This window comes from Kumtagia sp., assembly GCF_059502445.1.
The window spans coordinates 23,277-46,094 of sequence record NZ_JCACER010000053.1; the positions used below are offsets into that span (position 1 = coordinate 23,277).

General features: G+C 64.1%; 23 protein-coding genes and 1 pseudogene. 6 read left to right on the forward strand and 18 right to left on the reverse strand.

The features are described 5' to 3' along the window. Positions 1–119 precede the first annotated feature (119 nt). The 3 genes from AC5JDC_RS16810 (at position 120) to AC5JDC_RS16820 (ending at position 5,075) form a co-directional block, all read left to right on the forward strand. Entirely contained in the window at positions 120–1,547 is a 1,428-nt protein-coding gene (locus AC5JDC_RS16810; protein ID WP_495842912.1) for a gamma-aminobutyraldehyde dehydrogenase, read from the forward strand. 591 nt (positions 1,548–2,138) lie between these two features. Further along, complete coding sequence (locus tag AC5JDC_RS16815; protein ID WP_495842914.1) at positions 2,139–4,097, forward strand: calcium-binding protein; 1,959 nt, start codon at positions 2,139–2,141, stop codon at positions 4,095–4,097. Positions 4,098–4,223: 126 nt separating this feature from the next. Continuing rightward, a complete protein-coding gene (locus AC5JDC_RS16820; RefSeq protein WP_495842916.1) occupies positions 4,224–5,075 on the forward strand; it encodes a sugar phosphate isomerase/epimerase family protein in 852 nt (283 codons plus the stop codon). A gap of 276 nt (positions 5,076–5,351) precedes the next feature. Here the strand turns inward: AC5JDC_RS16820 and AC5JDC_RS16825 are convergent, their stop codons facing one another. From AC5JDC_RS16825 to AC5JDC_RS16855, 7 genes and pseudogenes are all read right to left on the reverse strand, one after another. Further along, positions 5,352–5,648 (reverse strand): formate dehydrogenase subunit delta, encoded by a 297-nt coding sequence (locus AC5JDC_RS16825; RefSeq protein ID WP_106773771.1) that lies wholly within the window; start codon positions 5,646–5,648, stop codon positions 5,352–5,354. Then, on the reverse strand, positions 5,638–6,390 hold the full coding sequence (gene fdhD, locus AC5JDC_RS16830; RefSeq protein ID WP_495842950.1) for a formate dehydrogenase accessory sulfurtransferase FdhD: 753 nt from the start codon (positions 6,388–6,390) through the stop codon (positions 5,638–5,640). Before fdhD ends, AC5JDC_RS16825 begins: the two co-directional genes overlap by 11 nt. A gap of 321 nt (positions 6,391–6,711) precedes the next feature. Beyond that, positions 6,712–7,200 (reverse strand): annotated as a pseudogene (locus AC5JDC_RS16835) (endonuclease domain-containing protein); the annotation flags it as partial. Then, on the reverse strand, positions 7,142–10,021 hold the full coding sequence (gene fdhF, locus AC5JDC_RS16840; protein ID WP_495842918.1) for a formate dehydrogenase subunit alpha: 2,880 nt from the start codon (positions 10,019–10,021) through the stop codon (positions 7,142–7,144). The gene fdhF and the pseudogene AC5JDC_RS16835, both read right to left, overlap by 59 nt. A 213-nt stretch (positions 10,022–10,234) precedes the next feature. Then, positions 10,235–11,791, reverse strand: a complete 1,557-nt coding sequence (locus tag AC5JDC_RS16845) for a formate dehydrogenase beta subunit (protein ID WP_495842920.1) — start codon at positions 11,789–11,791, stop codon at positions 10,235–10,237. 130 nt (positions 11,792–11,921) lie between these two features. Next, positions 11,922–12,413: a formate dehydrogenase subunit gamma gene (locus AC5JDC_RS16850; protein WP_495842952.1), complete on the reverse strand. Its 492-nt coding sequence runs from the start codon at positions 12,411–12,413 to the stop codon at positions 11,922–11,924. A gap of 257 nt (positions 12,414–12,670) precedes the next feature. Continuing rightward, positions 12,671–12,913, reverse strand: a complete 243-nt coding sequence (locus AC5JDC_RS16855) for a hypothetical protein (RefSeq protein ID WP_106773776.1) — start codon at positions 12,911–12,913, stop codon at positions 12,671–12,673. A 289-nt stretch (positions 12,914–13,202) separates the two neighbouring features. On the opposite strand from AC5JDC_RS16855, the gene AC5JDC_RS16860 reads away from it, so the two are divergent. After that, positions 13,203–13,472, forward strand: a complete 270-nt coding sequence (locus AC5JDC_RS16860) for a hypothetical protein (protein WP_106773777.1) — start codon at positions 13,203–13,205, stop codon at positions 13,470–13,472. 23 nt (positions 13,473–13,495) lie between these two features. Here AC5JDC_RS16860 and AC5JDC_RS16865 read toward each other — a convergent pair whose 3' ends face one another. The 5 genes from AC5JDC_RS16865 to AC5JDC_RS16885 all read right to left on the reverse strand — a co-directional run bounded on the left by AC5JDC_RS16865 (position 13,496) and on the right by AC5JDC_RS16885 (position 16,303). Then, the gene (locus AC5JDC_RS16865; RefSeq protein WP_495842923.1) at positions 13,496–14,395 is read right to left on the reverse strand and encodes a LysR family transcriptional regulator; all 900 of its coding nucleotides are present in this window, start codon (positions 14,393–14,395) and stop codon (positions 13,496–13,498) included. A 237-nt stretch (positions 14,396–14,632) separates the two neighbouring features. Further along, the gene (locus tag AC5JDC_RS16870) at positions 14,633–14,941 is read right to left on the reverse strand and encodes a hypothetical protein (RefSeq protein WP_495842925.1); all 309 of its coding nucleotides are present in this window, start codon (positions 14,939–14,941) and stop codon (positions 14,633–14,635) included. A 119-nt stretch (positions 14,942–15,060) separates the two neighbouring features. Continuing rightward, complete coding sequence (locus tag AC5JDC_RS16875) at positions 15,061–15,288, reverse strand: hypothetical protein (RefSeq protein WP_133170120.1); 228 nt, start codon at positions 15,286–15,288, stop codon at positions 15,061–15,063. Positions 15,289–15,382: 94 nt separating this feature from the next. Continuing rightward, complete coding sequence (locus tag AC5JDC_RS16880) at positions 15,383–15,868, reverse strand: VOC family protein (RefSeq protein WP_495842927.1); 486 nt, start codon at positions 15,866–15,868, stop codon at positions 15,383–15,385. Between the two features lie 18 nt (positions 15,869–15,886). Continuing rightward, complete coding sequence (locus AC5JDC_RS16885; RefSeq protein ID WP_495842929.1) at positions 15,887–16,303, reverse strand: VOC family protein; 417 nt, start codon at positions 16,301–16,303, stop codon at positions 15,887–15,889. A 204-nt stretch (positions 16,304–16,507) separates the two neighbouring features. Between AC5JDC_RS16885 and AC5JDC_RS16890 the strand changes: the two genes are divergently transcribed. Further along, on the forward strand, positions 16,508–17,677 hold the full coding sequence (locus tag AC5JDC_RS16890) for an Mrp/NBP35 family ATP-binding protein (RefSeq protein WP_495842931.1): 1,170 nt from the start codon (positions 16,508–16,510) through the stop codon (positions 17,675–17,677). Between the two features lie 55 nt (positions 17,678–17,732). Here the strand turns inward: AC5JDC_RS16890 and AC5JDC_RS16895 are convergent, their stop codons facing one another. From AC5JDC_RS16895 to AC5JDC_RS16910, 4 genes are all read right to left on the reverse strand, one after another. Then, positions 17,733–18,071 carry a hypothetical protein gene (locus AC5JDC_RS16895; RefSeq protein WP_495842933.1) on the reverse strand — a complete coding sequence of 113 codons (339 nt, stop codon included), beginning with the start codon at positions 18,069–18,071 and terminating at the stop codon, positions 17,733–17,735. Between the two features lie 283 nt (positions 18,072–18,354). Continuing rightward, complete coding sequence (locus AC5JDC_RS16900; protein WP_495842935.1) at positions 18,355–18,600, reverse strand: hypothetical protein; 246 nt, start codon at positions 18,598–18,600, stop codon at positions 18,355–18,357. A gap of 32 nt (positions 18,601–18,632) precedes the next feature. Further along, positions 18,633–18,980 (reverse strand): DUF2442 domain-containing protein, encoded by a 348-nt coding sequence (locus tag AC5JDC_RS16905; protein WP_495842937.1) that lies wholly within the window; start codon positions 18,978–18,980, stop codon positions 18,633–18,635. Between the two features lie 21 nt (positions 18,981–19,001). Further along, complete coding sequence (locus AC5JDC_RS16910; protein ID WP_495842938.1) at positions 19,002–20,288, reverse strand: amidohydrolase family protein; 1,287 nt, start codon at positions 20,286–20,288, stop codon at positions 19,002–19,004. Between the two features lie 66 nt (positions 20,289–20,354). Between AC5JDC_RS16910 and AC5JDC_RS16915 the strand changes: the two genes are divergently transcribed. After that, positions 20,355–20,552 carry a hypothetical protein gene (locus AC5JDC_RS16915; protein WP_495842940.1) on the forward strand — a complete coding sequence of 66 codons (198 nt, stop codon included), beginning with the start codon at positions 20,355–20,357 and terminating at the stop codon, positions 20,550–20,552. Between the two features lie 100 nt (positions 20,553–20,652). Here the strand turns inward: AC5JDC_RS16915 and AC5JDC_RS16920 are convergent, their stop codons facing one another. Further along, complete coding sequence (locus tag AC5JDC_RS16920) at positions 20,653–21,054, reverse strand: hypothetical protein (RefSeq protein ID WP_495842942.1); 402 nt, start codon at positions 21,052–21,054, stop codon at positions 20,653–20,655. A 715-nt stretch (positions 21,055–21,769) separates the two neighbouring features. Next, positions 21,770–22,711: an ABC transporter permease gene (locus AC5JDC_RS16925; RefSeq protein ID WP_495842944.1), complete on the reverse strand. Its 942-nt coding sequence runs from the start codon at positions 22,709–22,711 to the stop codon at positions 21,770–21,772. Positions 22,712–22,818: the final 107 nt, after the last annotated feature.

The window sequence follows — 22,818 nt, forward strand, 5'->3', positions numbered from 1 at the left end:
AATAGCGAATAGGGAGTAGCGAATAGGAAGATCGCGGGTCGGCAGCGGGCGCCTTAGCTGGGGAGACCGCTATTCGCTATTCCCTAATCGCTATTCGCTCAGCAAAGGGAGAAAAAACCATGCTGACCGACATGCTGATCGGAGCACGCTTCGAAAAGGGCACCGAGACCGAGGAAGCCATCCTCAACCCGCGCACCGGCGAGACGGTGCTCAACCTGCCGGAAGCCAGTCAGGCGCAGATCGACGCGGCGGTGGCCGCCGCGGAGAAAGCCTTTGCGACCTGGTCGCGGACCACGCCCGGGCAGCGTTCTGGTTACCTCCTGAAGATCGCGGAACGCATCGAGGCCGAGGCGCAAGAATTCGCAAAACTCGAGGCGCTGAACTGCGGCAAGCCTATCAATGCGGTGCTCAACGACGAGATCCCGGCGATCGTCGACTGCTACCGCTTCTTCGCCGGCGCGGTGCGCACCATGCCGGGCGTGGTGGCCGGCGAATATCTGCCGGGCTTCACCTCGATGGTGCGGCGCGACCCGATCGGCATCGTCGCCTCGATCGCGCCGTGGAACTACCCGCTGATGATGATGGCCTGGAAGCTGGCGCCAGCCATCGGCGGCGGCAACACGGTGGTGTTCAAGCCTTCCGAGCAGACACCGCTGACGGCGCTGAAGCTGGCTACAATTCTTGCCGACGTGCTGCCGGAAGGCGTTGTCAACGTCGTGCTCGGCCGCGGCGAGAGCGTCGGCAATGCGCTGATCAATCATCCGAAAATCAACATGATCTCGATCACCGGCGACGTCGCCACCGGCAAGAAAGTGCTTCAGGCTGCGGCGAAATCGGTCAAGCGCACGCATCTGGAGCTCGGCGGCAAGGCCCCGGTCATCGTCTTCGACGATGCCGACCTCGAGGCGGTGGTTTCGGGCCTGCGCGCCTTCGGCTACTACAATGCCGGCCAGGACTGCACCGCCGCCTGCCGCATCTATGCAGGTGGAAAAATCTACGAAAAACTGGTCGCCGACCTTTCCTCCGCCGTTTCGACCATCCGCTATGACAAGCCTGACGATACCGACAACGAGATCGGCCCGCTGATCTCCAGGCGCCAGCGCGACCGCGTCGCCTCCTTCGTCGAACGCGCCTCCGAACTCAAGCACATCGACATCACGACCGGCGGCAAGCCGGGCGAGGGCGGCGGCTTCTACTATCAGCCGACCGTGGTCGCCGGCGCGCTGCAGGAGGACGAGATCGTGCGCCGCGAGGTGTTCGGCCCTGTCGTCTCGGTCACCCGTTTCTCGGATGTCGACGAGGCGGTCGCCTGGGCCAACGACAGCGACTACGGCCTCGCCTCCTCGGTGTGGACGAAGGACGTGTCGCGCGCCATGGCGACGGCGGCCAGGCTGCAATATGGCTGCACCTGGATCAACACCCACTTCATGCTGACCAACGAGATGCCGCATGGCGGCGTAAAGCAGTCCGGCTACGGCAAGGACATGTCGCTCTACGCGCTCGAGGACTACACCGCCGTGCGCCACGTCATGGTCGCGCACGGATGAGAACCTGAACGGCAAGGCAGCCGCCCGCATCCGCACTCGCGCGGCGGCTGCCCGCCGGATTTCCGGTGCAGTCCACCACGTTGCCGGCGCCCCTGCGGCCGCCCCTTTGTATCCTCCCTTGTTGCCGTCCGTCCTGCCTGCCGACATCGTGCCGTCGCAACGCCGCGCGAGGATGCCGTCCTGCTGCGTCGAAGCGGCCCTTTCCGGTGCCGCGGTGACGCCAAGGAGGTGAGGACGTATGGCGGTGCAACGGGCTGACATCTTTGCAGTGAAGTGCAGGTGGCTTGCTCGTTGTAGGTTTTTAAGCAATAAGTAGATCGCTTAGAAGTACGTGGGCCTCATTGAGGCAGTTCATCCGGCCTAAGCTCTAACGCCGCGACCGTGGTCTGCGGAAGAGAGCTTTGCTATTTTCTGGATGACGACCATGATCGCAAAATATCATTGCCTGTATTCTTCTTTCTGCATATCGCGGATCCGTGAGGGATTCCTACACTGATCTTGGCGGCGGCCGCCCTCCCGCGGCTGTCATTGGGCGGAGCACGATTGCTTCGCGTCGGGGGGAATGCAGCGCGCAAAGGTGAGGACTGAGAGATGCCCGTTTATACTGGAAATGAAAGTGCCAACACGATCACCGGTTCAGGTATCGGCGACTACATCTATGGTCATGGCGCCGCGGACAATCTGAGCGGCGGCGACGGCGACGACGTCATCTATGGCGGCTATGGAAACAGCACCACCGAGAACAGCGACGACACGCTGAGCGGCGGCGACGGCAACGACTATCTCTATGGCGAGGCGGGAAACGATACCATCGCCGGCGGCGACGGCGATGACAATCTGCAGGGCGGGGACGGAAACGATACGCTGAACGGCGGTGTCGGGGCGGACTACATCTACACCGGCATAGGAACGGACAGTGTGGTAGGCGGCAGCGGCGATGACCGCATCTATGCTCTTGTCGGCAAGAAGACCATCAACGGCGGCACCGGCTTCGACTATCTCGATGTCGATCTGACGACGAACATTACCGATCGGGTCTTCGTGCTGAACGGCACCAGCAGCGACGGCACCAAGACGAGCAGCATCGAGCAGCTCTACTACCGGGGCGGCAGCGGCGATGACGATGTCACGGCCGGCTCCGGAGACGACACCTTGCTCGGAAACGAAGGCAACGACTTCCTCAAGGGCAATGACGGCAACGACAACCTTCAGGGTCACCTCGGCGACGACAAGCTCTACGGCGGGGGAAGCAACGATTATCTCTACGGCGGAGCGGGTGCCGACACGGCGCTCGGCGGCGATGGGAACGATGTGATCCACGGCGGGTTCGGCAACTCGACCGTCGAGACCAGCAACGACAGCCTCTATGGCGGCGAAGGCAACGACTATGTCTATGGCGAGGAGGGCAACGACCGGGTCGACGGCGGAGGCGGCGACGACGTGCTTTATGGCGAATCCGGCAACGACAACATGACCGGCGGCACCGGCAATGACTACGTCTACGGCGACATCGGGACCGACATACTCGACGGCGGCGTCGGCGATGACCGCATCTATGGGACTCTTGGCAAGAAGACCATCCTCGGTGGCGATGGGTACGACTATCTCGACCTCGATCGCAGCGGTACCTCGACGGCCCAGAAGTTCTATCTGAACGGTGCGACCGGCAGCGACGGCTCGACGTCGACCGGCATCGAGCAGATGATCTATCGCGCCGGCGCCGGCGCCGATACGATCGCCGGAAGCTTTGGCCCAGACACGATCTATGGCAATGCCGGCGACGATTATCTGCTGGGCGGCGAAGGCGCCGACTCTCTCTACGGAGAGGTCGGTGTCGACAAGCTGAACGGCGGCGAAGGCAACGACTATCTCTATGGCGGCGTCGAAGCCGACACGATCTATGGCGGCGAAGGCCACGACTCGCTCCACGGCGGCCTCGGCAATTCGACCGTCGAGTTCAGCAACGACACGCTTCACGGCGGTGCCGGCAACGATTATCTCTATGGCGAGGAAGGTGACGACACTCTCAATGGCGACAGCGGCAATGACGTCGTCTACGGCGAATCCGGCAAGGACCTGATGACCGGCGGCGGCGGCAGCGATTATCTCGACGGCGGCACGGAGAACGACAATTTGGCCGGCAACGCCGGCAACGACACGCTGCTGGGAGGGGATGGCGACGATATCCTGAGCGGCGGCGCCGGCAACGACGCGCTGACCGGCGGGAGCGGCGCCGACCGGTATTACTTCAACTCGGTTCTGCACAACGAGGCCAATGTCGACACCGTCAACGGCTTCGTAGTGAACGAGGACGAGATACGCCTCAGCGACGCCATCTTCACGGCGCTGGCGCCCGGCGCCCTGTCGGCGGCGGCATTCCGCGCCAACACTACCGGCGCGGCCGAAGATGCCAGCGACCGCATCATTTACGAGACGGACACCGGCAGGCTGCTCTACGACGCCGACGGAACCGGCGGAACGGCAGCCATCCAGTTCGCGACGCTGGCAACCGGGCTGGCTCTGACCAACAACGACTTCCTGGTCTACTAGACCGGACGCGGCCGGCGCATCGCGCCGGCCGCGCCTTGCCGGCACTCGCCCCCTCGGCTTGGCAACTCCATCTGGTCCTACCAGATTTTTCGCGCTAGGGTCCCACCGAGACCGGAGGGGGAGCGCATGAAGATCGGGTTCTGCATGTTCCTGTGGACGACCAACGTCACGGGAAAGCACGAGAAATTGCTGAGGGACATCAAGGCGACCGGCTATGACGGGGTGGAGATCCCGATCTTCGAGGGGACGCCGGACGACTACAGACGGTTGGGCGATCTGCTCGACCGCATCGGGCTGGAGCGCACCGCCGTTTCCGCCATGGGCGACCCGGCGATGAACCTGATCGGCAACGCCGGCGAGCGCAAGGCCGGCGTCGCCTACATGAAATGGGCGATCGATTGCGCCGCCGCCCTCGGCGCCGACAGGCTTTCCGGGCCGCTGCATTCCACCCTCGGCCGCTTTTCCGGCACCGGCCCGACCGCGACCGAAAAGAAGCGCTCCGTCTCCTCGCAGCGCGCCATCGGCGACCATGCCGCCGGGAAAGGCGTCATCATCGGGCTGGAGGCGCTCAACCGCTTCGAGTGCTATCTGGTGAACACGATGGACGATCTTTGCGCCCATCTCGACGAGATCGATCATCCCAACGTCAAGGCGATGTACGACACGTTCCACTGCAACATCGAGGAGCAGGACCCGATCGGCGCCTTCACCAGAAGTTTTCGCCACATCGTCCACGTCCATATCTCCGAGAACGACCGCGGCGTGCCGGGGCGCGGCAACATCCCGTGGAAGAAGACCTTTTCGGCGATCCGGGAGAGCGGCTACGACGGCTGGCTCACCATCGAATCCTTCGGTCGCGGCCTGAAGGATCTGGCCGCCGCGACAAAAGTCTGGCGCGACTTCGCCGAGAGCCCGGAAGCCGTCTACCGGGAGGGTTTCAAGCACATCAAGGATCATTGGAAGAGGGCGGGGCGGTAACGCCTACCGGACGGTTCCAAATCGGAACTGTAGACGTTGCCGCGCCCGCTCGCACTTTCAAGCAGGGCAATCGCGAGCAAATTGGCCGCCTTGTACCCCCACTCCTAACCCCTCCTCACAAGGGGAGGGGGGCTTTGCGGCCGCCATGCCGCGCGAAACCGTTGACGATTGGCGACTGGCGGAGATGCCAGCTTGTTCCCCTCCCCCTTGTGGGAGGGGCTAGGGGGTGGGGGTATTTTTGCGATTGCCCGGCGCCTGCAACGGCGTGAAGAGGGCTCAACCGCTCACGTCGGCATTGGCCTCGGCCTCGTGCTCCGCCGTCAGCGGCGCGCTGGGCCGGCGGATTTGCTGGGCGGCCTCCAGCACGATCGGCTTCAGACCTTCGCCGCCGGCGTCGACCACCTCGAAGAAATGCCGCCGCATGCGCGGCTCCCAGAACTTGTTGATGTGCTCGGCGACGCCATGCACGCCCTCGTCGTGCTTCTTCGATTCGAAGAAGGTGCCTATCTGGTTGGCCATGCGCACGATCTTGGCGATGCCGGAGGCGGCCGGGTTTTCTTCGTCATGCGACATTCTTGGCGGCTCCGTCAGTCACGCGGTCGGGGTGGGTGAAGATGTCGAACTCGTCGCCGCGCACCAACGCGACCAGCGTCATCCCGGCCCCTTCCGCCGTGCGGATGGCGAGCGCGGTGGGCGCGGAAACGGCGATGATGAATGAGGCGCCGATGGCCGCCGTCTTCTGCACCATCTCGACCGAGACGCGGGAGGTGACGACCACCGCGCCGGACGCGCCGTCGACGCCCGCCCTGGCGAGCGCCCCGGCCAGCTTGTCCAGCGCATTGTGGCGGCCGACATCCTCGCGCGCGGCGACGACACCTTTTCCCGGCACGTAGAAGCCGGCGGCATGCACCGCGCCGGTCTCGGCATGCAGCGGCTGGTGCTTTGACAGCAGTTTTACCGAGCGGACGATGTCGGAAGGTGAGAGCGTAAGCGTCGACTGACTGACGTCATCGACCAAGCGCATCGCCTCCTCGATCGATTCGATGCCGCACAGCCCGCAGCCGACCGGCCCGGCAAGCCGACGTCGGCGCGCCTGGAAGCGGGTGTTGGCGGTGTCCTTCAGCTTGATCTGGATGTCGATACCGGCGCCGAGGTCTTCCACCTCGATGGATTCGATCTCCTCCGGCGAGGATATGATGCCTTCCGTCAGCGAGAAGCCCAGCGCGAAATCCTCGAAATCCGCGGGCGAGCCCATCATCACGGCGTGCGTGGTGCCGGCGTAACTCAGCGCGATCGGCGTTTCCTCGGGCACCATGCGCGCAGCCGCCGATGTGCCGGCGGCACGGCGGGCGATGCGGGTTGTGGAGGTGATGGGAGGGCGCCGGCCTTCCCCTCCCCCTTGCGGGGAGGGTGGCTCGCGAAGCGAGCCGGGTGGGGTAGTTGCGGCAGTGCTCGGCCTGTCGGCGGTGCCTTCTGAGATTACCCCCTCTGTCGGCTTCGCCGACATCTCCCCCGCAAGGGGGGAGAGGAGTTTGCGCGAACTTCCCCCTCCCCCTTGCGGGGAGGGGCCGGCCGAAGGCCGGGGGTGGGGTAGTCTCGGCAGTGCGCCAGCCTTGCTCTTCACGTCCTGTGCGACATGCCACGCCCGGTCGAGCGCATCGGAGGCGTCGTAGCGCAGCACGAGAAACCCTGATTCTTTCAAATACGCGTCGCGATTGGCATCGTGACGCCTGCCCTTGCCGGTTTCATGATGGTCACCGTCCACCTCCACGACGACCTTTGGGTCGAAGCAGACAAAGTCGGCGACATAAGGCCCGATTGGCGATTGCCGACGGAACTTGAGGCCTTCGGGCCTGAGATCGCGCAGTTCGTACCAGAGCAAAGTCTCCCCCTTGGTCGCGAACCTGCGCTGCGTCGTTGCCTTCGCGCGCATTTCCGGGGTCACGAGTGTACGGGGCACGACCAAACTCCTAGCAAAATGACGCCGGCGCACTGCCGAGGCTACCCCACCCGGCTCGCTTCGCGAGCCACCCTCCCCGCAAGGGGGAGGGAAAAGCCGGCGTCCCCTACTCCGCCGCCTCGAGCCTTCCCTCGATGCGGCGCGAGCGGCGGGAAAGCTCGTCATAGTCCTGCTGCCAGGTGCTCGGGCCGTTCGAAGGCGAGACCTGCACCGCCGTCACCTTGTATTCCGGGCAGTTGGTGGCCCAGTCGGAGAAGTCGGTGGTGATGACGTTGGCCTGCGTGTCCGGGTGATGGAAGGTCGTGTAGACCACGCCCGGCGCGACGCGCTCGGTGATGAGCGCCCGCAGCGTCGTCTCGCCGGCGCGGCTTGCCAGCCGCACCCAGTCGCCGTCGCGGATGCCCCGCTGCTCGGCGTCGTGCGGGTGGATCTCCAGCCGGTCCTCCGAATGCCACAGGACATTGTCGGTGCGCCGCGTCTGCGCGCCGACATTGTACTGCGACAGGATGCGGCCGGTCGTCAGCAGCAGCGGGAACCGTGGCCCGGTCTTCTCGTCGGTCGCCACATATTCGGTGCGGATGAATTTTCCCTTGCCGCGCACGAAGCCGCCGATATGCATGATCGGCGTGCCGTCCGGCGCCTTCTCGTTGCAGGGCCACTGCACCGAGCCCTTTTCGTCGAGCAGGCCGTAGGAGACATAGGCGAAGGACGGCGTCGTCCGGGCGATCTCGTCCATGATCTCCGAGGGATGCGTATAGTTCCAGCTCAGGCCCATCGCCTGGGCGAGGATCTGCGTGACCTCCCAGTCGGCATAGCCGTTCTTCGGCGCCATCACTTTTCGCACACGATTGATCCGGCGCTCGGCGTTGGTGAAGGTGCCGTCCTTCTCCAGGAAGGTGGAGCCGGGCAGGAAGACGTGGGCGTAGTTGGCCGTCTCGTTGAGGAATAGGTCCTGCACGACGACGCATTCCATGGCGGCCAGGCCAGCCGACACATGTTTTGTGTCGGGGTCGGACTGCAGAATATCCTCGCCCTGGATGTAGATGCCCTTGAACGTGCCCTCGACGGCGGCGTCGAGCATGTTGGGGATGCGCAGGCCCGGCTCGTTGTCGATCTTTACGCCCCACAGGCTCTCGTAGATGTCGCGGACAGCGTCGCCCGACACGTGCCGGTAGCCCGGCAGCTCGTGCGGGAACGAGCCCATGTCGCAGGAACCCTGCACGTTGTTCTGGCCGCGCAGCGGGTTCACGCCGACGCCGCGCCGGCCGATATTGCCGGTGGCCATGGCGAGGTTGGCGATGGCGATGACGGTCGTCGAGCCCTGGCTGTGCTCGGTGACGCCGAGGCCGTAATAGATCGCGCCGTTGCCGCCGGTGGCGTAGAGGCGCGCCGCACCCCGGATGAGCTCGGCCGGCACGCCGGAGAGCTTTTCGACCTCTTCCGGGCTGTTGCGGTCTTCGGCGACGAAGGCGGCCCAGTCCTCGAATTCCGACCAGTCGCAGCGCTCGCGAATGAATTTTTCGTCGAACAGGCCCTCGGTGACGATGACATGCGCCAGCGCGGTGATCACCGCGACGTTGGTGCCGGGCTTCAGCGGCAGGTGATAGTCGGCCTTGGCATGCACCGAATCCACGGTCTCGGTGATGCGCGGATCGAGCACGATCAGCTTCGCGCCCTGGCGGATGCGCTTCTTCATGCGCGACGCGAAGACCGGGTGCGCGGCCGACGGATTGGCGCCGATCACCACGATCACGTCCGACTCCTCGACGGAGTCGAAGTCCTGGGTGCCGGCAGAGGTGCCGTAGGTCTGGCCGAGGCCGTAGCCGGTCGGCGAATGGCAGACCCGGGCGCAGGTGTCGACATTGTTGTTGCCAAAACCCTGGCGGATCAGCTTCTGGACGAGATAGGTCTCCTCGTTGGTGCAGCGCGACGAGGTGATGCCGCCGATGGCGCCGCGCCCGTACTGATACTGGATGCGCCGGAACTCCTTCGCCGTATGGGCCAGCGCCTCTTCCCAGCTCACCTCGCGCCACGGATCCGAGATTTTTTCGCGGATCATCGGGTTGAGGATGCGCTCCTTGTGGGTGGCGTAGCCATAGGCGAAGCGGCCCTTGACGCAGGAATGGCCGCGATTGGCCTTGCCGTCCTTCCACGGCACCATGCGCACCAGCTCGTCGCCGCGCATTTCCGCCTTGAACGAGCAGCCGACGCCGCAATAGGCGCAGGTGGTGACCACCGAATGCTCCGGCTGACCGATCTTGATGACGGACTTCTCCGTCAGCGTCGCAGTCGGGCAGGCCTGCACGCAGGCGCCGCAGGACACACATTCCGACTCCAGGAAGGGCTGGTGCATACCCGGCGAGACGCGGCTTTCGAAGCCACGGCCCTCGATGGTCAGCGCGAAGGTGCCCTGCACTTCCTCGCAGGCGCGCACGCAGCGCGAGCAGACGATGCATTTCGACGGGTCGTAGGTGAAATACGGGTTCGACTCGTCCTTCGGCATCCAGCGGAAATTTTCCGCGCCGTCTTGTCTCTTGAAGACGTGGTTGTCGCCCTCATAACCGTAGCGCACGTCGCGCAGGCCGACGACGCCGGCCTGGGTCTGCAATTCGCAATCGCCATTGGCCGCGCAGGTCAGGCAGTCGAGCGGATGGTCGGAGATGTAGAGCTCCATCACGCCCTTGCGGATGGTCTTGAGCCGCTCGGTCTGCGTCTTCACCACCATGCCCGGCATCACCGGCGTGGTGCAGGAGGACGGCGTGCCGGCGCGGCCCTCGATCTCCACCAGGCAGAGCCGGCAGGAGCCGAAGGCGTCGACCATGTCGGTGGCGCACAGTTTCGGGATGGCGATGCCCGCCTCCATCGAGGCGCGCATGATCGAGGTGCCTTCGGGGACCGTGACGGTGAAGCCGTCGACGGTCAGCGTCACCTGCTTCTCGGACTTCGAGGCGGGCGTGCCGTAGTCGATTTCCTGGATGAGACCCATGGTGAGGCTCCTAATGCGAAAACATAGGGCGCGAAGGCGGTGCGGCCAAGCGCTGCGTCCCCCTCCCCATCGAGGGGAGGGTGGCCGCGAAGCGGCCGGGTGGGGTACGTGCGGCAGTGCTCGACGTTCCGGCGGTGCCTTCTGAGGTTACCCCCTCTGTCGCCTTTGGCGACATCTCCCCCGCGAGGGGGGAGAGGGCGTCGGCGCGCGTCATCACTCCGCCGCCTCCCTGACCGGATGCGGCTTGAAGTCCTCCGGGAAATGGTTGATCGCGCTCATCACCGGATAGGGCGTGAAGCCGCCGAGCGCGCAGAGCGAGCCGAACTTCATCGTGTTGCAGAGGTCGGTGACCAGAGCGAGGTTCTTCTCCGGCTCGATATTCGCAGCGATCCTGTCGATGGTCTCCACCCCGCGCGTCGAGCCGATGCGGCAGGGCGTGCATTTTCCACAGCTCTCGATGGCGCAGAATTCCATGGCGAAGCGCGCCATCTTCAGCATGTCGGCCGTGTCGTCGAATACGGTGATGCCGGCATGGCCGATCAGGCCGTCCTTGGCGGCGAACGCCTCGTAGTCGAACGGCGTGTCGAAAAGCGCCCGCGGGAAATAGGCGCCGAGCGGGCCGCCGACTTGGCACGCCTTGACCGGCCGGCCGGTGGCCGTCCCGCCGCCGACGTCGTCGACGATCTCACCGAGCGTCATGCCGAACGCCGCCTCGAACAGCCCGCCATGCTTGACGTTGCCGGCGATCTGGATCGGGATCGTGCCGCGCGAGCGGCCCATGCCGAAGTTCTTGTAGTGCTCTGCCCCCTTGTCGAGGATGACCGGCACGGACGCCAGCGAGATGACGTTGTTGATGACCGTCGGCTTGCCGAACAGGCCCTGGATGGCCGGCAGCGGCGGCTTTGCCCGCACCACGCCGCGCTTGCCTTCGAGGCTGTTGAGTAGCGAGGTCTCCTCGCCGCAGACATAGGCGCCGGCGCCGACGCGGATTTCGATGTCGAAAGCATTGGGCGAGCCCAGCACTGTGGCGCCGAGTACGCCGCCCTGCCGGGCGATGTCGACGGCGCGCCGCATCTTGTCCACGGCATGCGGATATTCGGAGCGGATATAGACGAAGCCTTTCGTGGCGCCGGTGGCGATGCCGGCGATCGCCATGCCTTCGATGAGCACGAAGGGATCGCCCTCCATGATCATGCGGTCAGCGAAGGTGGCGCTGTCGCCCTCGTCGGCATTGCAGACGATGTATTTGCGCTCAGATACCGCGTTCAGCACCGTGTTCCACTTGATGCCGGTCGGAAACCCGGCGCCGCCGCGGCCGCGCAGGCCGGAGTCGGTGACGGTCTTGACGATGTCGGCCGGCGCCATCGCCACCGCCTTCTCCAAGCCGGCAAGGCCGCCATGCTTGCGGTAGTCGTCGAGCGACAGCGGGTCGGTGATGCCGCAGCGCGCGAAGGTGAGGCGAGTCTGTTTGGCGAGGAACGGGATCTTGTGGGTCGGCCCCAGCGCCAACTTGTGTTCGCCACCGGCGAGGAAATTTGCGTCGAACAGAGCCGGCACGTCCTTGGCCGAGACCGGACCGTAGGCGACACGGCTCTCCGCCGTCTCCACCTCGACCATCGGCTCGAGGAAATAGGCGCCCCGCGAGCCGTTGCGCACGATCTTCGCCTCGATGCCGCGCGCGGAAAGTTCGGCGTGAACCGCCTTCGCGACCTTCTCGGCGCCAAGCGCCAGCGCGCCGGAATCGTCGGGGATGTAGATGACGGGGGTCATGGGCGGAGGTCCCATGCTTGGGCACCCCCACCCCTTACCCCTCCCCTCAAGGGGGAGGGGGATTCTGCAGCGCTTACGTACCCCTCCCCCTTGAGGGGAGGGGTAAGGGGTGGGGGTACGATCAAAAACCTCACGACCGCACCTCCGCGACGATCTCGTCGAGCTTGTCGGGGTCGAGCCGGCCGATCACCTCGCCGTCGAGCATGGCCGACGGGGCGCAGGCGCAGAGCCCGAGGCAGTAGACCGGCTCCAGCGTCACCGAGCCGTCGGCCGCCGTCTCGTGAAAGCCGATGCCGAGAAGCTGCTGAATTTTTGCCGCGATCGCGTCCGAGCCCATAGACTGGCAGGCCTCGGCGCGGCAGATCTTCAGCACGTGCCGGCCGGCCGGCGCGCGCCGGTAGTCGTGGTAGAAGGTGACGACACCGTGGACTTCCGCCCTGGAAATGTTGAGCGCCTCGGCGATCACCGGCAGGGATTCATTGGGCACGAAGCCGAATTCTTCCTGGATGCCGTGCAGGATCGGCAGCAGCGGACCTTCCAGTCCGTCCGAGTCCGCAATGACCGCCGCCGTCCTGGCGACGACGTCCTCCGGAGCCTGGGTACTTGCTGGCTGCATCATGATGCAGCGCCCTCCCTGATCGGCATTTCACGTCAAGGCGACGTTAAGCCCTTAAGAAATCAGACGAAACACGCGGAATCAATAAAGCGGTCTCGTTGTTCGATAGGGATTTTCTATCAACGCCGTCTTGAACGTCTCTACGCCGGAACACCGCGGCAAGGGTGCCTGCAAGCGTCATTGCCTTGTTCATCCGCGAATGGAAGCCGCCGGCTTGCGCTTCGGAGTGAAGGGGGAGTGTCGCGGTCCAGGGGCTGTTCAACTCAGCCGGTCTCGTCGGCCTTGCCGTCGCCGTTCCCCTTGCGCGCGACCACACCGAAATCCCGGGACTTTGTCCGCGGTTGCGCCGTGACGAAGCCCTCGGCGGCGAGCCCCCGCCGCAGCAGTTCACGGACCGCCGCGGCGCGGCTGGGCATGCGCTTTTCGAAGCGCCAGTTTTCGACGGCCTCGAGCTCTTCGGCGCTCAGCATGATTTGCAGCCGTTCGCCCCGCTCAAGATCGTTCACCGTCGCACCTCCGGTCATGCAGAATGAGTAAGTGCCTATAATGAGTAACCGGCTGTTTGGTTGCATATGCAGCAAGTGCCTGAAATGCGGCAGTGGCTGCAAATAGGCCGGTGAGGGAGAAATGCCCAGCGGATGTCTCTGGGGCCTTGTACTATTTGACTAACTCATTGATTTAAAGAATGAATTTTGACTCTTCTCTTGCGCGCGATGACTGCAGGCTATAGGATTTCCGAACTGGGTGGCCGACACTGGACATGGTGGCGCTATGAAACCCGTTCTATCAGCAGAATTGAGATCGATCGTCCGCCACGCGGCGCATTCGGCCATCACAAGGTCCGGCATCATCAACATCCCGGTTCTTGCCGAAGAGATCAGGCGCCGCAATACGCGGGAAAACGCCGCGCTCGAGGACATCGAATATGAGTTGCTGCGGCTGGCGCAGCGGCTCAATGCGGCGATCGAGTTCGACCGCCGGGCAGCGGGCGTCGTGATGCCCACCGGGATCGGCGACGGCATGTCGACCTTGCCGATGGTTCCTGCCGCGCCGGCGCGGGACTGAGCACGACCGGATCCAGGCCGTTGTCAGCGCGCGGCGGCGAAATCGCCCGCCAGCGTCATCACCTCGCTTAGCAGCGCCGCCACCAGCGGCGTGTGCGGCTCACGCCTGGTCGCCACCAGGCCGACCAGATGGCTGGCGTCGGGCTCGACGATCGGGATCGCCCGGATCGGCTCGGAAAAACCGAAGGTCTCGGCGAGGTTGAGCGGCATGATCGACGACCACTTTCCGGTGCGGATGTGGGAGAACAGCACGATCATCGAATTGGATTCGAGCGTCGGCCGCGCCACGCCGCCGGCCTCGCCGACATGGTGGTCGATGATGCGGCGGTTCTGCATGTCGGGCGTGAGCAGGCAAAGCGGCAGGTTGGCGACCTCCGCCCACGTCACCTTCTGCCGGTCCGAATGTGGGTTTCCGGCGGCGGTGATCAGATGGTAGCGCTCGGAATAGAGCGGCACGCTGACGACGTTTCCGAGCGGCTCGTTGTCGAGATAGGTGATGCCGGCGTCGATGTCGAAATTGCCGAGCAGCGACAGCACCTCGATCGAGGTGCGCGACAGCACCGAGAAGCTGACGCCCGGATGCTTTTCCCGGAACGGCGTGGTCAGCCGCGGCACCATGGCGAGCGCGGTCGGGATTGCGGCGATGCGGATGCGGCCTGACAGGCCGTGGCGGGCGGCGCGCATCTCCTCGCGCATGGCGCGGGCGTCGCCGGCGATGCGGCGCGCCCACACCAGCACCTGCTCGCCCTCCGGCGTCAGCCCCTGGAAGCGCGAGCCGCGCTTGACCAGCATGACGCCGAGCTGGTCCTCCAGCTGCTTGATCGCAGCCGAAAGCGTCGGCTGGGTGATGCCGAGATCCTCGGCGGCCCTGCCGAAATGCTGCGCCTTGGCGAGCGCGATGAAGAATTCGAGCTTGTCGATCATGAAGGCATCATTTCAACATTGAGCCATACCCGCTTGCTTGTGGGCGACAGCGGGCCTATAGCTCGGCGGTCCAGGCCGTAACAATCGCCACAAAGTCTCCAAAGCTCATCTCGTCAACATGCAGATGTCGCGCAGCCAGGATTTCGGGTAGTTTCTCGCGGAATTGCTCGAACTCTCCGGCGATCCGCCGTCCTCCCGGAACAGTGGTGGAGTGGGACTGAATTCTCAGCAACGTCGCTACAGCCTCGATCGCACGCGCGGGTTCGCCGCCATGCGCCCTGATGTCCTGCCCGGCGATGTCTGAGATGAACGCTGATATCGATACTGTTCGACATCGAGAATCAGGACGCTTTTTCGCTTTTGCTCCTCGTTCCCATAGCGCCGCGCGCCGATGAAGAGACCAAGTTCCAGCGGCATGTTGAAGCGCGGCAAGGGAGGATTGCCGTCCGACTCAGTCCGCGAAAGATCGTGTATTCCGTAGCGGCACTGCTCGACTATGGCCTGAATTTTCGCGAAGCGATTCTCCGCGCCGTCGTCGGTCTCCATTGCGCATCTGGCCCGGAAGCCTGATCGGATGATCGCAAAGACCATCGCCTGGAAAACTGGTCGGAACTGCGCGTCGAAGGCACAGTTTATAAACACGTTTCGCGCGAACGATCGCGGCACTATTGTTGTGCGCTACGCTTCGGGCGGACGCCGCCATCCTGTTGAGCGGGCTCTTGCTCCGCAAGGCGTGCTCTGTCCTTCACGAAATCGATCGTCTTCTTGATTTCTCGATAGGTGAAGCTGCGGGGAGGAACCGCCGGCATCAAAATGACGACGCCGTCCGACGTCTTGCCTGCGGCCGCGTTCCTGACCCGCTTTGTTGTCTTTGGTGCTGCCGCCTTCGCCATGTACAAAATATGGATGAATGCGCCTTCGAGCGCAAGCAGTGCGGCGATATTCGTCCTGCGCCGGACCCCCGGTCACAGGACGAAATGAGACTCCTCAGCCCCTCGCCGCTTCCTCGAGCGCCGCCACGTCGAGCTTGACCATTTTCATCATCGCCGCGGTGACGCGCTTCGCGGCCTCACGGTCCGGACCGAACGTCAGGCGCGGCAGCACCTCGGGCACGATCTGCCAGGCGAAGCCATATCTGTCCTTCACCCAGCCGCACTGGACTTCCTTGCCGCCATCGGCGGCGAGCTTATCCCAATATTCGTCGACCTCCGCCTGGTCCTTGCACAGGATCTGGAAAGAGACAGCGTCGTTCGGCTTGCCTTCCGGGTGCACCCCGCCGTTGAGGCAGACGAAGGTCTGGCCCTCGATGGTGACCTCCGCGGTCAGCACCTGCCCCTCGGTGGTGTAGGGCTCGGCGCCGCCGGGCGCCTTGACGACCTCGCCGAGCTGGGTATTGCGGAACACCGACGCGTAATATCTGGCGGCTTCCTCGGCCTGGGTCTCGAACCACAGCCATGTCGTGATCTTGTTCATCGTCCTGCCTTCGCCTCGCTATTTCTGCCCGTCGGCGCAGTTGATCATCCAGGACGTGCCGTAGCGGTCCTTCACCATGCCGAATTTTTTGGCCCAGAACGTCTGCTCCAGCGGCATGGTCACGGTGCCGCCGTCGGCGAAGGCGTTGAAGATGCGCTCGGCGCGCGCCTCGTCGTCGATCTGGATGGAGATCGACACGCCCTGCATCGCGGCATCGCCGAATTCCGGCGGCGAGTCGGCGCCCATCAGCTCGGCCTCGCCGACCTTGAGATAGGCGTTGATGATCTTGTCCTGCCAGTCCTTCGACACATGCTCGCCGGCCGGCGTGTCGCCATGGGCGATCATGTCGACGATCTTGCCGTCGAGGACCTTTGCATAGAACTCGAACGCCTCGCGGCAGCGGCCGTCGAACGAGAGATAGGCTATGAAACGCATTGCGGTTCCTCCATGCGGGTTTCGGGCGCTCCTGCCGGGCGGGCAGCTTGCACTCGTTGTGAAGACGGATGAGCAGCGTCCGTTCCGACAGGGACGCGCGAATTATTTACGCCGCTGCCCGAAACCGGCCCTCGGCTTGGTGTTCGGCCGAAACTGCATTATCTGGTGCCCAACAAGCAGCCGGAACAAGCAGAAGAACGAGCCATGTCCGTCACCCGCGAAATCGTCATCGACAAGCTGAAGACCATCAAGGGGCCGGACTTCGAGGGCGACATCGTCTCGCTCGGTCTGGTCTCGGAGATTTTCATCGCCGACGGAAAAGTGTTCTTCTCGATCACCGTGCCGGCCGCCCGCGCCCAGGAGTTGGAGCCGCTGCGCGCCGCCGCCGAGCGGGCGGTGAAGTCCATTCCAGGCGTCGTCGGGGCGGTCGTGGCGCTGACCGCGGAGAAGAAGGGCGGTGGCATGGAGCAGCCGGTCAAGCGGCCGCCGCCCGCCGCACCTGCGCCCCGCCCCGCCGCACCGCAAAGGCCGCCGCAGGCGCCGGCCTCGCACGCTTCGGGAAAGCGCGGCGTGCCGGGCATAGACGCCATCATCGCCGTCGCCTCGGGCAAGGGCGGCGTCGGCAAGTCGACCACCGCCGTCAACCTGTCGCTCGGGCTCGCCGCCAACGGCCTGAAGGTCGGCCTGCTCGACGCCGACATCTACGGCCCCTCCATCCCGCGCCTCATGAACGTCCACGGCCGGCCGCAGACGGTCGACGGCAAGGTGCTGAAGCCGATGGAGAATTTTGGCCTCAAGCTGATGTCCATGGGATTCCTGGTCGACGAGGAGACGCCGATGATCTGGCGCGGCCCGATGGTGATGTCGGCGCTGACGCAGATGTTGCGCGAGGTCGAATGGGGCAAGCTGGACGTGCTGGTGGTCGACATGCCCCCCGGCACCGGCGACGCGCAGCTCACCATGGCTCAGCAGGTGCCGCTGGCGGGCGCCGTCATCGTCTCGACGCCGCAGGATCTTGCTCTGATCGACGCCCGCAAGGGCCTGAACATGTTCAAGAAAGTCGACGTGCCGCTGCTCGGCATCGTCGAGAACATGAGCTATTTCCTCGCTCCCGACACCGGCAAGCGCTACGACATCTTCGGCCATGGCGGCGCCAGGAAGGAGGCGGAGCGCCTGGGCGTGGCCTTCCTCGGCGAGGTGCCGCTGGAGATGGTCATCCGCGAGACCTCCGACGCCGGCGCGCCGGTCGTCGCCTCCGATCCCGACGGCCCGCAGGCGAAGATCTATCGCGACATCGCCGCAAAAGTTCTGGAGCGTCTGAGGGAGGAGCAAGGTCGCTCCGCCGCTGCGACGCCGGCGATCGTGTTCGAGTGACAGAGGGTTGCGAAGCCGCGGCTTCAGCCCAATGACATGCCAGCAGTTCAAGCCGTCAGTCTGATTTCATCTGGCAGTTCGGACCGAACCAGTTTCCCGTCGTGGTGTCGAGATCGTTGTCCATATCCGCGGCGCCGCAGACGGGATAGCGGTCGTCTCCCCGGCGCTGAATGCTGAGCGCCTTGTTGCGCTCCCGTTGGTACTGGTCGTCGTCCGCCTTCTGGTCCCGCTGCTCGGACAGGTTCATCATGCAGCTCGCGAACGCGTCCGTGCCCTGCTGGAAGCCGAAGCCGCTGCATTTGTCGCGATCGGCGGTTTGCTGATCCTCCGCGCTGACGCAGCCGCTCGCTGCCAGCAAGACAAGCCCGAACGCATATGAGACAAGCTTCCGCACCTGTGGTCTCCTGAAAAAGCGAATGACATCAACAGCCGCATCGGCGTTTCGCTGTCAAGATCGCCCCGGCAATCCGGCTGAGCGAAGTCGGGACGGCTCGGCCGTTGGCCAGCGGTTGTCGGATCACGCTGTCACACGCTCGGCGGCTGGAAAGCGCGTCGAGGCTCGCCGCCGATGATTTCGCATGATCATCTTTGCGGAGTCGCATCTCGGAGCATCGGTGACGTGAACGAAAAATCGTCGGCGGCAAGCCTCGACGCACGGCGCCCGTCGGCGCAGTCGATCACGGCGTGGCCAGGATCGGCCGGTAAACGACGACCGGGCGGTCCCAGGTATCGAGGTCGCGCCGGTTCTCGGCACGGCGGAACAGGTCGAGCCGCTGCAGGCACTCGGCGAACGCGTCGGTGCGTCCCCGGAACCCGTAGGACCGGCATTGTGCCTCGTCGGCGGCGCGGCGTTCCTCCGCCGTCATGCATCCCGAAACCAGAAAAGCGAGACCGGCCACCGCCACAATGCCTGCCCAGCGCATGGTCCGCTCCTAAGTTGAAACTTTTTCTCTACTTATCGCAGTTCGCAGCGATCTCCAATATGGCAGCGCGGCATGGCCAGCGCTTGGTGCGAACAGGCCCAAGGCTCAACCCGCGCTCCTGGCTCCGTTGAGACGCGCGGCGACGGCTTTGCCTGCGACTTGGCCCGCCCGGCCTGGGCTGCCATGTATTTGGCCGTGCCGGAAATACCGGCGGCGAGGCCCGCTACGGTAAAATCGACGTCGAGCCTCTCCCAATGCAGGCCGATGCCGTCGCCGACGATCTCCACCTCTGCCAAATCCTCGTCCCGGGCATTCGCCAGATCCTGCACCTTGTCGACAGGGAACGAAACCGAGGCGCCGCTCCTGAGCTCAACCAGCATTTTCCGATCGCGATGGGTTATTCAATGACCGGCAGGATCGTGTCGCCGCTCCACCGCCGCCGGCCGCCCGGCGATCGACAGTCTCGTCGCCCGCTTCTCCCGCTCGGCGACCACCTTGCCGCGGGCGATCACACAGAGCCGCTCGGCGCGCAGGCGCAGCGCCTCGACCGGGCTTCCGGCGTCGAGCACTACCAGGCTGGCGCGCTTGCCCACTTCCAGGCCGAGATGATCGAGGCCCATGATCGCGGCGTTGACATTGGTCACCATGTCGAAGCAGCGGGTCATGTCGGCGGGGCTCGACATCTGCGCCACATGCAGCCCCATGAAGGCGACGTCGAGCATGTCGGCTGTGCCGAGCGAATACCAGGGGTCGAGCACGCAGTCCTGGCCCCAGCCGACGCGGATGCCATGCTTCAGCATCTCCGGCACGCGGGTCAGGCCGCGGCGCTTCGGATAGGTGTCGTGCCGGCCCTGCAGCATGATGTTGATCAGCGGGTTGGGGATCGCCGAAACCTGCGCCTCGGCGATCAGCGGCAGCAGTTTTGAGACGTAATAATTGTCCATGGAGTGCATCGAGGAGAGGTGCGAGCCGGTCACCCTGCCCTGCAGGCCGAGGCGCTGCGTCTCGCAGGCGAGCTGCTCGATGTGGCGCGACAGCGGGTCGTCGGTCTCGTCGCAATGCAGGTCGACCGGCAGGCCGCGCTCCGCCGCGATCTCGCAGAGCTCGGTCACCGAGCGGCGGCCGTCGTCCATGGTGCGCTCGAAATGCGGAATGCCGCCGACCACGTCAACGCCCATGTCGAGCGCCCGGATGGTGTTTTCGCGCGCCGCCGGGTCGCGGTAAAACCCGTCCTGCGGGAAGGCGACGAGTTGCAGGTCGATATAGGGAGACACCTCCTTCCTCACGTCCAGCAGCGCCTCGACCGCCAGCAGCCGGTCGTCGCAGGTGTCGACATGGGTGCGGATGGCGAGCAGGCCCATCGACACCGCCCAGTCGCAATAGCGCAGCGCCCGCTCCTTCACCGCCTCGTGCGTGAGCAGCGGCTTCAGCTCGCCCCACAGCGAAATCCCTTCCAGCAGCGTGCCCGAGGCGTTGATGCGCGGAATGCCGTAGGAGAGCGTCGCATCCATGTGGAAATGCGGGTCGACGAAGGGCGGCGAGACGAGGTTTCCGGTCGCGTCGACGACGTGGCCGGCGGCGACATCCAGCTTCGGCTCGATCGCGCGAATGATTTCGCCGGAAATGCCGATGTCGGCGACGCGGCCATCGGGAAGCGTGCCGCCCTTGACGATCAGGTCAAAACTCATCTTTCGCCTTTCGTGGCTTGCCAATCAACGATTTTGCCCGGCCCTTGAATGTGTTAGCGTGAAAGCATGAAAAGCTCCACGCCTCGCAAGCCGCGCCCCGCAGAGAGCAGCCGCTTCGTACTCGGCCGCGGCCGCGGCGAAAAGATCAGCGCGGTCGAAGGCTTGACGTTGAGTGAACGCATGGCGCGCCTGCTCGACCGGAGCGCCGGCCTGAGCGGCGACGAGCGTCGTGCGCTCATTAAGGAACAGGTCCGAAGGAAGTAGCGGCCGCTATCAACGGCACGAAGGTCTATTCCATTCTTGCTAACACGTTCGTTCGACCCGTTCTTGTTCTACGCGCCTGGTTCGCCCTGCAACGTTGAGCCTAAAGACGGGACACTAAATCGGCAAAAGCCTTTTTATAGCGATCCAGCGAATCTTTTGGAACTTGCGTGTCCTTGTTGTGAATCTTATACTTTCCGAGTTTTATTAGGTGAAGCGGCAAACCAAGATGAGATGTAACCACACTTACACTATGCGCATCCGGCAAATTTAAAAACACTTTTGAGGCGGAAAAGATGGAATTATCCTGTTTATAAAGTATCGCTGTACGACTTTTAATTTCATCGTACATTGCAGAAAAAGCCTTTGAAGCTTTCATCTCATATTGCGTGCTGCGGTTAAGCGGAACGATATGAATAGTAGGAAGAGGCAAACTGTTGTTTTTCGCCCTCTTGGAAAAACTGACCGACGCATAGGCTGCCGGGACGTTAATCCCGTAGATCAATTGTCCGATATTGGAAATAGCTCGAGCCGATGAGCCATCGGCAGTACACGGAACAATAAGGCGGTCAGAAGCAATAATCGCTAGTTCAGTGTAAGCTGAGAAGCTGGGATTGCAATCTATGAAGAATACGGCGTTTTCATGCTTTCGTAAGATGGCAGAAAGTAAATCCTTAAGCCATCTGTGAACGTTTGCCCACGAATCGCTTGGAAGCGTCTGGGCAGCAATCTGGTTGATGGCTTCCGCTTGGATTTCCAGAGACGGATCGCCGGCGACGAGATAAACGTTCTCAGGGAGGTTCGAATTGATCCCCGAGGCCTTAAGCAGATAGCTGGTTTCGTTGCCTGTTATCTTGTGAGGGCTAGAAATTCGCTCATCGAAGTAGCCGCCGACAGTGCGACGGGGCGCGCCAGATAGAAGCTTGTCCAGTTCCTTCGCCCCTTTGCCATTGCCGCCGAGGACAACCTCACTGACATTGGCCTAGGGACACATGTCAACTATGACTGCCAGCTTGTCGGGGTGCTCTCGAGCATATTCACAGGCCGTTATGAACGTGACGAAGGATTTGCCGACACCGCCCTTGTTATTCCAAACCGCATACTTCATTGGCCCGCCCTTCCAAAAACCGACTTTACCCTCTGGCTTAGCGGGCAAAGCGAGATGATACAAATAACTTCGTGAGCCCCTGCTACTGCTCTCAATGGCCCGAAGCGCAAGCTCACCTCTCCCCCTTCTGGTACGGGATCATCAGCGCCTTCGGATAAGTCGCGCGGCGGGCGACGAGCACCAGCGCCAGGATCGACAGGACATAAGGCATCATCAGGAAGATCTGGTAGGGCACCACCCCGCCGGTAATCTGCTGCAGGCGCACCTGGTAGGCGTCGAAGGCGGCGAACAGGATGGCGCCGATCAGCGCCTTGCCCGGCCGCCACGAGCCGAACACCACCAGCGCGATGCAGATCCAGCCGCGGCCGTTGATCATCTCGAAGAAGAAGGAGTTGAAGGCCGACATGGTCAGGAAGGCGCCGCCCACCGCCATCAGCGCGCTGCCCGCCATGACGGCGCCGATGCGCATGCCGCTGACGGAAATGCCCTGCGCCTCGACGGCCGACGGGTTCTCGCCGGCGGCGCGCAGGGCCAGGCCGAGCGGCGTGCGGTAGAGCACCCAGGCGACGACCGCGACGGTGAGGAAGGCGAGATAGGTCAGCGGCGTCTGCGAGAACAGCGCCTGGCCGAGGATCGGTATCTCAGACAGGACGGGGATCGGCAGCGGCTGGAACGGCTCGATCTTCGGCGGCGAGGTGACCTCCGGCAGGGCGAGGCGGTAGGTGAAGTAGGTCAGGCTGGTGGCGAGCAGCGTGATGCCGATGCCGACCACATGCTGCGACAGGCCGAGCGGCACGGTCAGCGTCGCATGCAGCAGGCCGAAGGCCGCCCCCGCAAGCGCTGCGACGGCGACGCCGGTCCACAAATCGCCGCCTGAATAGACGGTGAACCAGCCGGCGAAGGCGCCGACCGTCATGATGCCCTCGATGCCGAGGTTGAGCACGCCGGCGCGCTCGCAGATCAGCTCGCCCATGGTGGCGAAGATCAGCGGCGAGGCGATGCGGATGGCAGCGACCCAGAAGGAGGCTGTGAGGAGGATGTCGAGGGCTTCCATCACATGCCTCGCGATGTCGACGGGGAGGCCTGATGGTGGCGCCGGTGTTCCTTCGCACCCCCCTCTGTCCTGCCGGACATCTCCCCCGCAAGGGGGGAGATCGGCCG

Excerpts from the sequence above, each read along its gene's own strand:
- AC5JDC_RS16810 (WP_495842912.1), top strand. The coding sequence starts at position 120 with ATGCTGACCGACATGCTGATCGGAGCACGCTTCGAAAAGGGCACCGAG.
- AC5JDC_RS16815 (WP_495842914.1), top strand. The coding sequence starts at position 2,139 with ATGCCCGTTTATACTGGAAATGAAAGTGCCAACACGATCACCGGTTCA.
- AC5JDC_RS16820 (WP_495842916.1), top strand. The coding sequence starts at position 4,224 with ATGAAGATCGGGTTCTGCATGTTCCTGTGGACGACCAACGTCACGGGA.
- AC5JDC_RS16825 (WP_106773771.1), bottom strand. The coding sequence starts at position 5,648 with ATGTCGCATGACGAAGAAAACCCGGCCGCCTCCGGCATCGCCAAGATC.
- fdhD (WP_495842950.1), bottom strand. The coding sequence starts at position 6,390 with ATGGTGCCCGAGGAAACGCCGATCGCGCTGAGTTACGCCGGCACCACG.
- fdhF (WP_495842918.1), bottom strand. The coding sequence starts at position 10,021 with ATGGGTCTCATCCAGGAAATCGACTACGGCACGCCCGCCTCGAAGTCC.
- AC5JDC_RS16845 (WP_495842920.1), bottom strand. The coding sequence starts at position 11,791 with ATGACCCCCGTCATCTACATCCCCGACGATTCCGGCGCGCTGGCGCTT.
- AC5JDC_RS16865 (WP_495842923.1), bottom strand. The coding sequence starts at position 14,395 with ATGATCGACAAGCTCGAATTCTTCATCGCGCTCGCCAAGGCGCAGCAT.
- AC5JDC_RS16870 (WP_495842925.1), bottom strand. The coding sequence starts at position 14,941 with ATGGAGACCGACGACGGCGCGGAGAATCGCTTCGCGAAAATTCAGGCC.
- AC5JDC_RS16875 (WP_133170120.1), bottom strand. The coding sequence starts at position 15,288 with ATGGCGAAGGCGGCAGCACCAAAGACAACAAAGCGGGTCAGGAACGCG.
- AC5JDC_RS16880 (WP_495842927.1), bottom strand. The coding sequence starts at position 15,868 with ATGAACAAGATCACGACATGGCTGTGGTTCGAGACCCAGGCCGAGGAA.
- AC5JDC_RS16885 (WP_495842929.1), bottom strand. The coding sequence starts at position 16,303 with ATGCGTTTCATAGCCTATCTCTCGTTCGACGGCCGCTGCCGCGAGGCG.
- AC5JDC_RS16890 (WP_495842931.1), top strand. The coding sequence starts at position 16,508 with ATGTCCGTCACCCGCGAAATCGTCATCGACAAGCTGAAGACCATCAAG.
- AC5JDC_RS16900 (WP_495842935.1), bottom strand. The coding sequence starts at position 18,600 with ATGCGCTGGGCAGGCATTGTGGCGGTGGCCGGTCTCGCTTTTCTGGTT.
- AC5JDC_RS16905 (WP_495842937.1), bottom strand. The coding sequence starts at position 18,980 with ATGCTGGTTGAGCTCAGGAGCGGCGCCTCGGTTTCGTTCCCTGTCGAC.
- AC5JDC_RS16910 (WP_495842938.1), bottom strand. The coding sequence starts at position 20,288 with ATGAGTTTTGACCTGATCGTCAAGGGCGGCACGCTTCCCGATGGCCGC.
- AC5JDC_RS16915 (WP_495842940.1), top strand. The coding sequence starts at position 20,355 with ATGAAAAGCTCCACGCCTCGCAAGCCGCGCCCCGCAGAGAGCAGCCGC.
- AC5JDC_RS16925 (WP_495842944.1), bottom strand. The coding sequence starts at position 22,711 with ATGGAAGCCCTCGACATCCTCCTCACAGCCTCCTTCTGGGTCGCTGCC.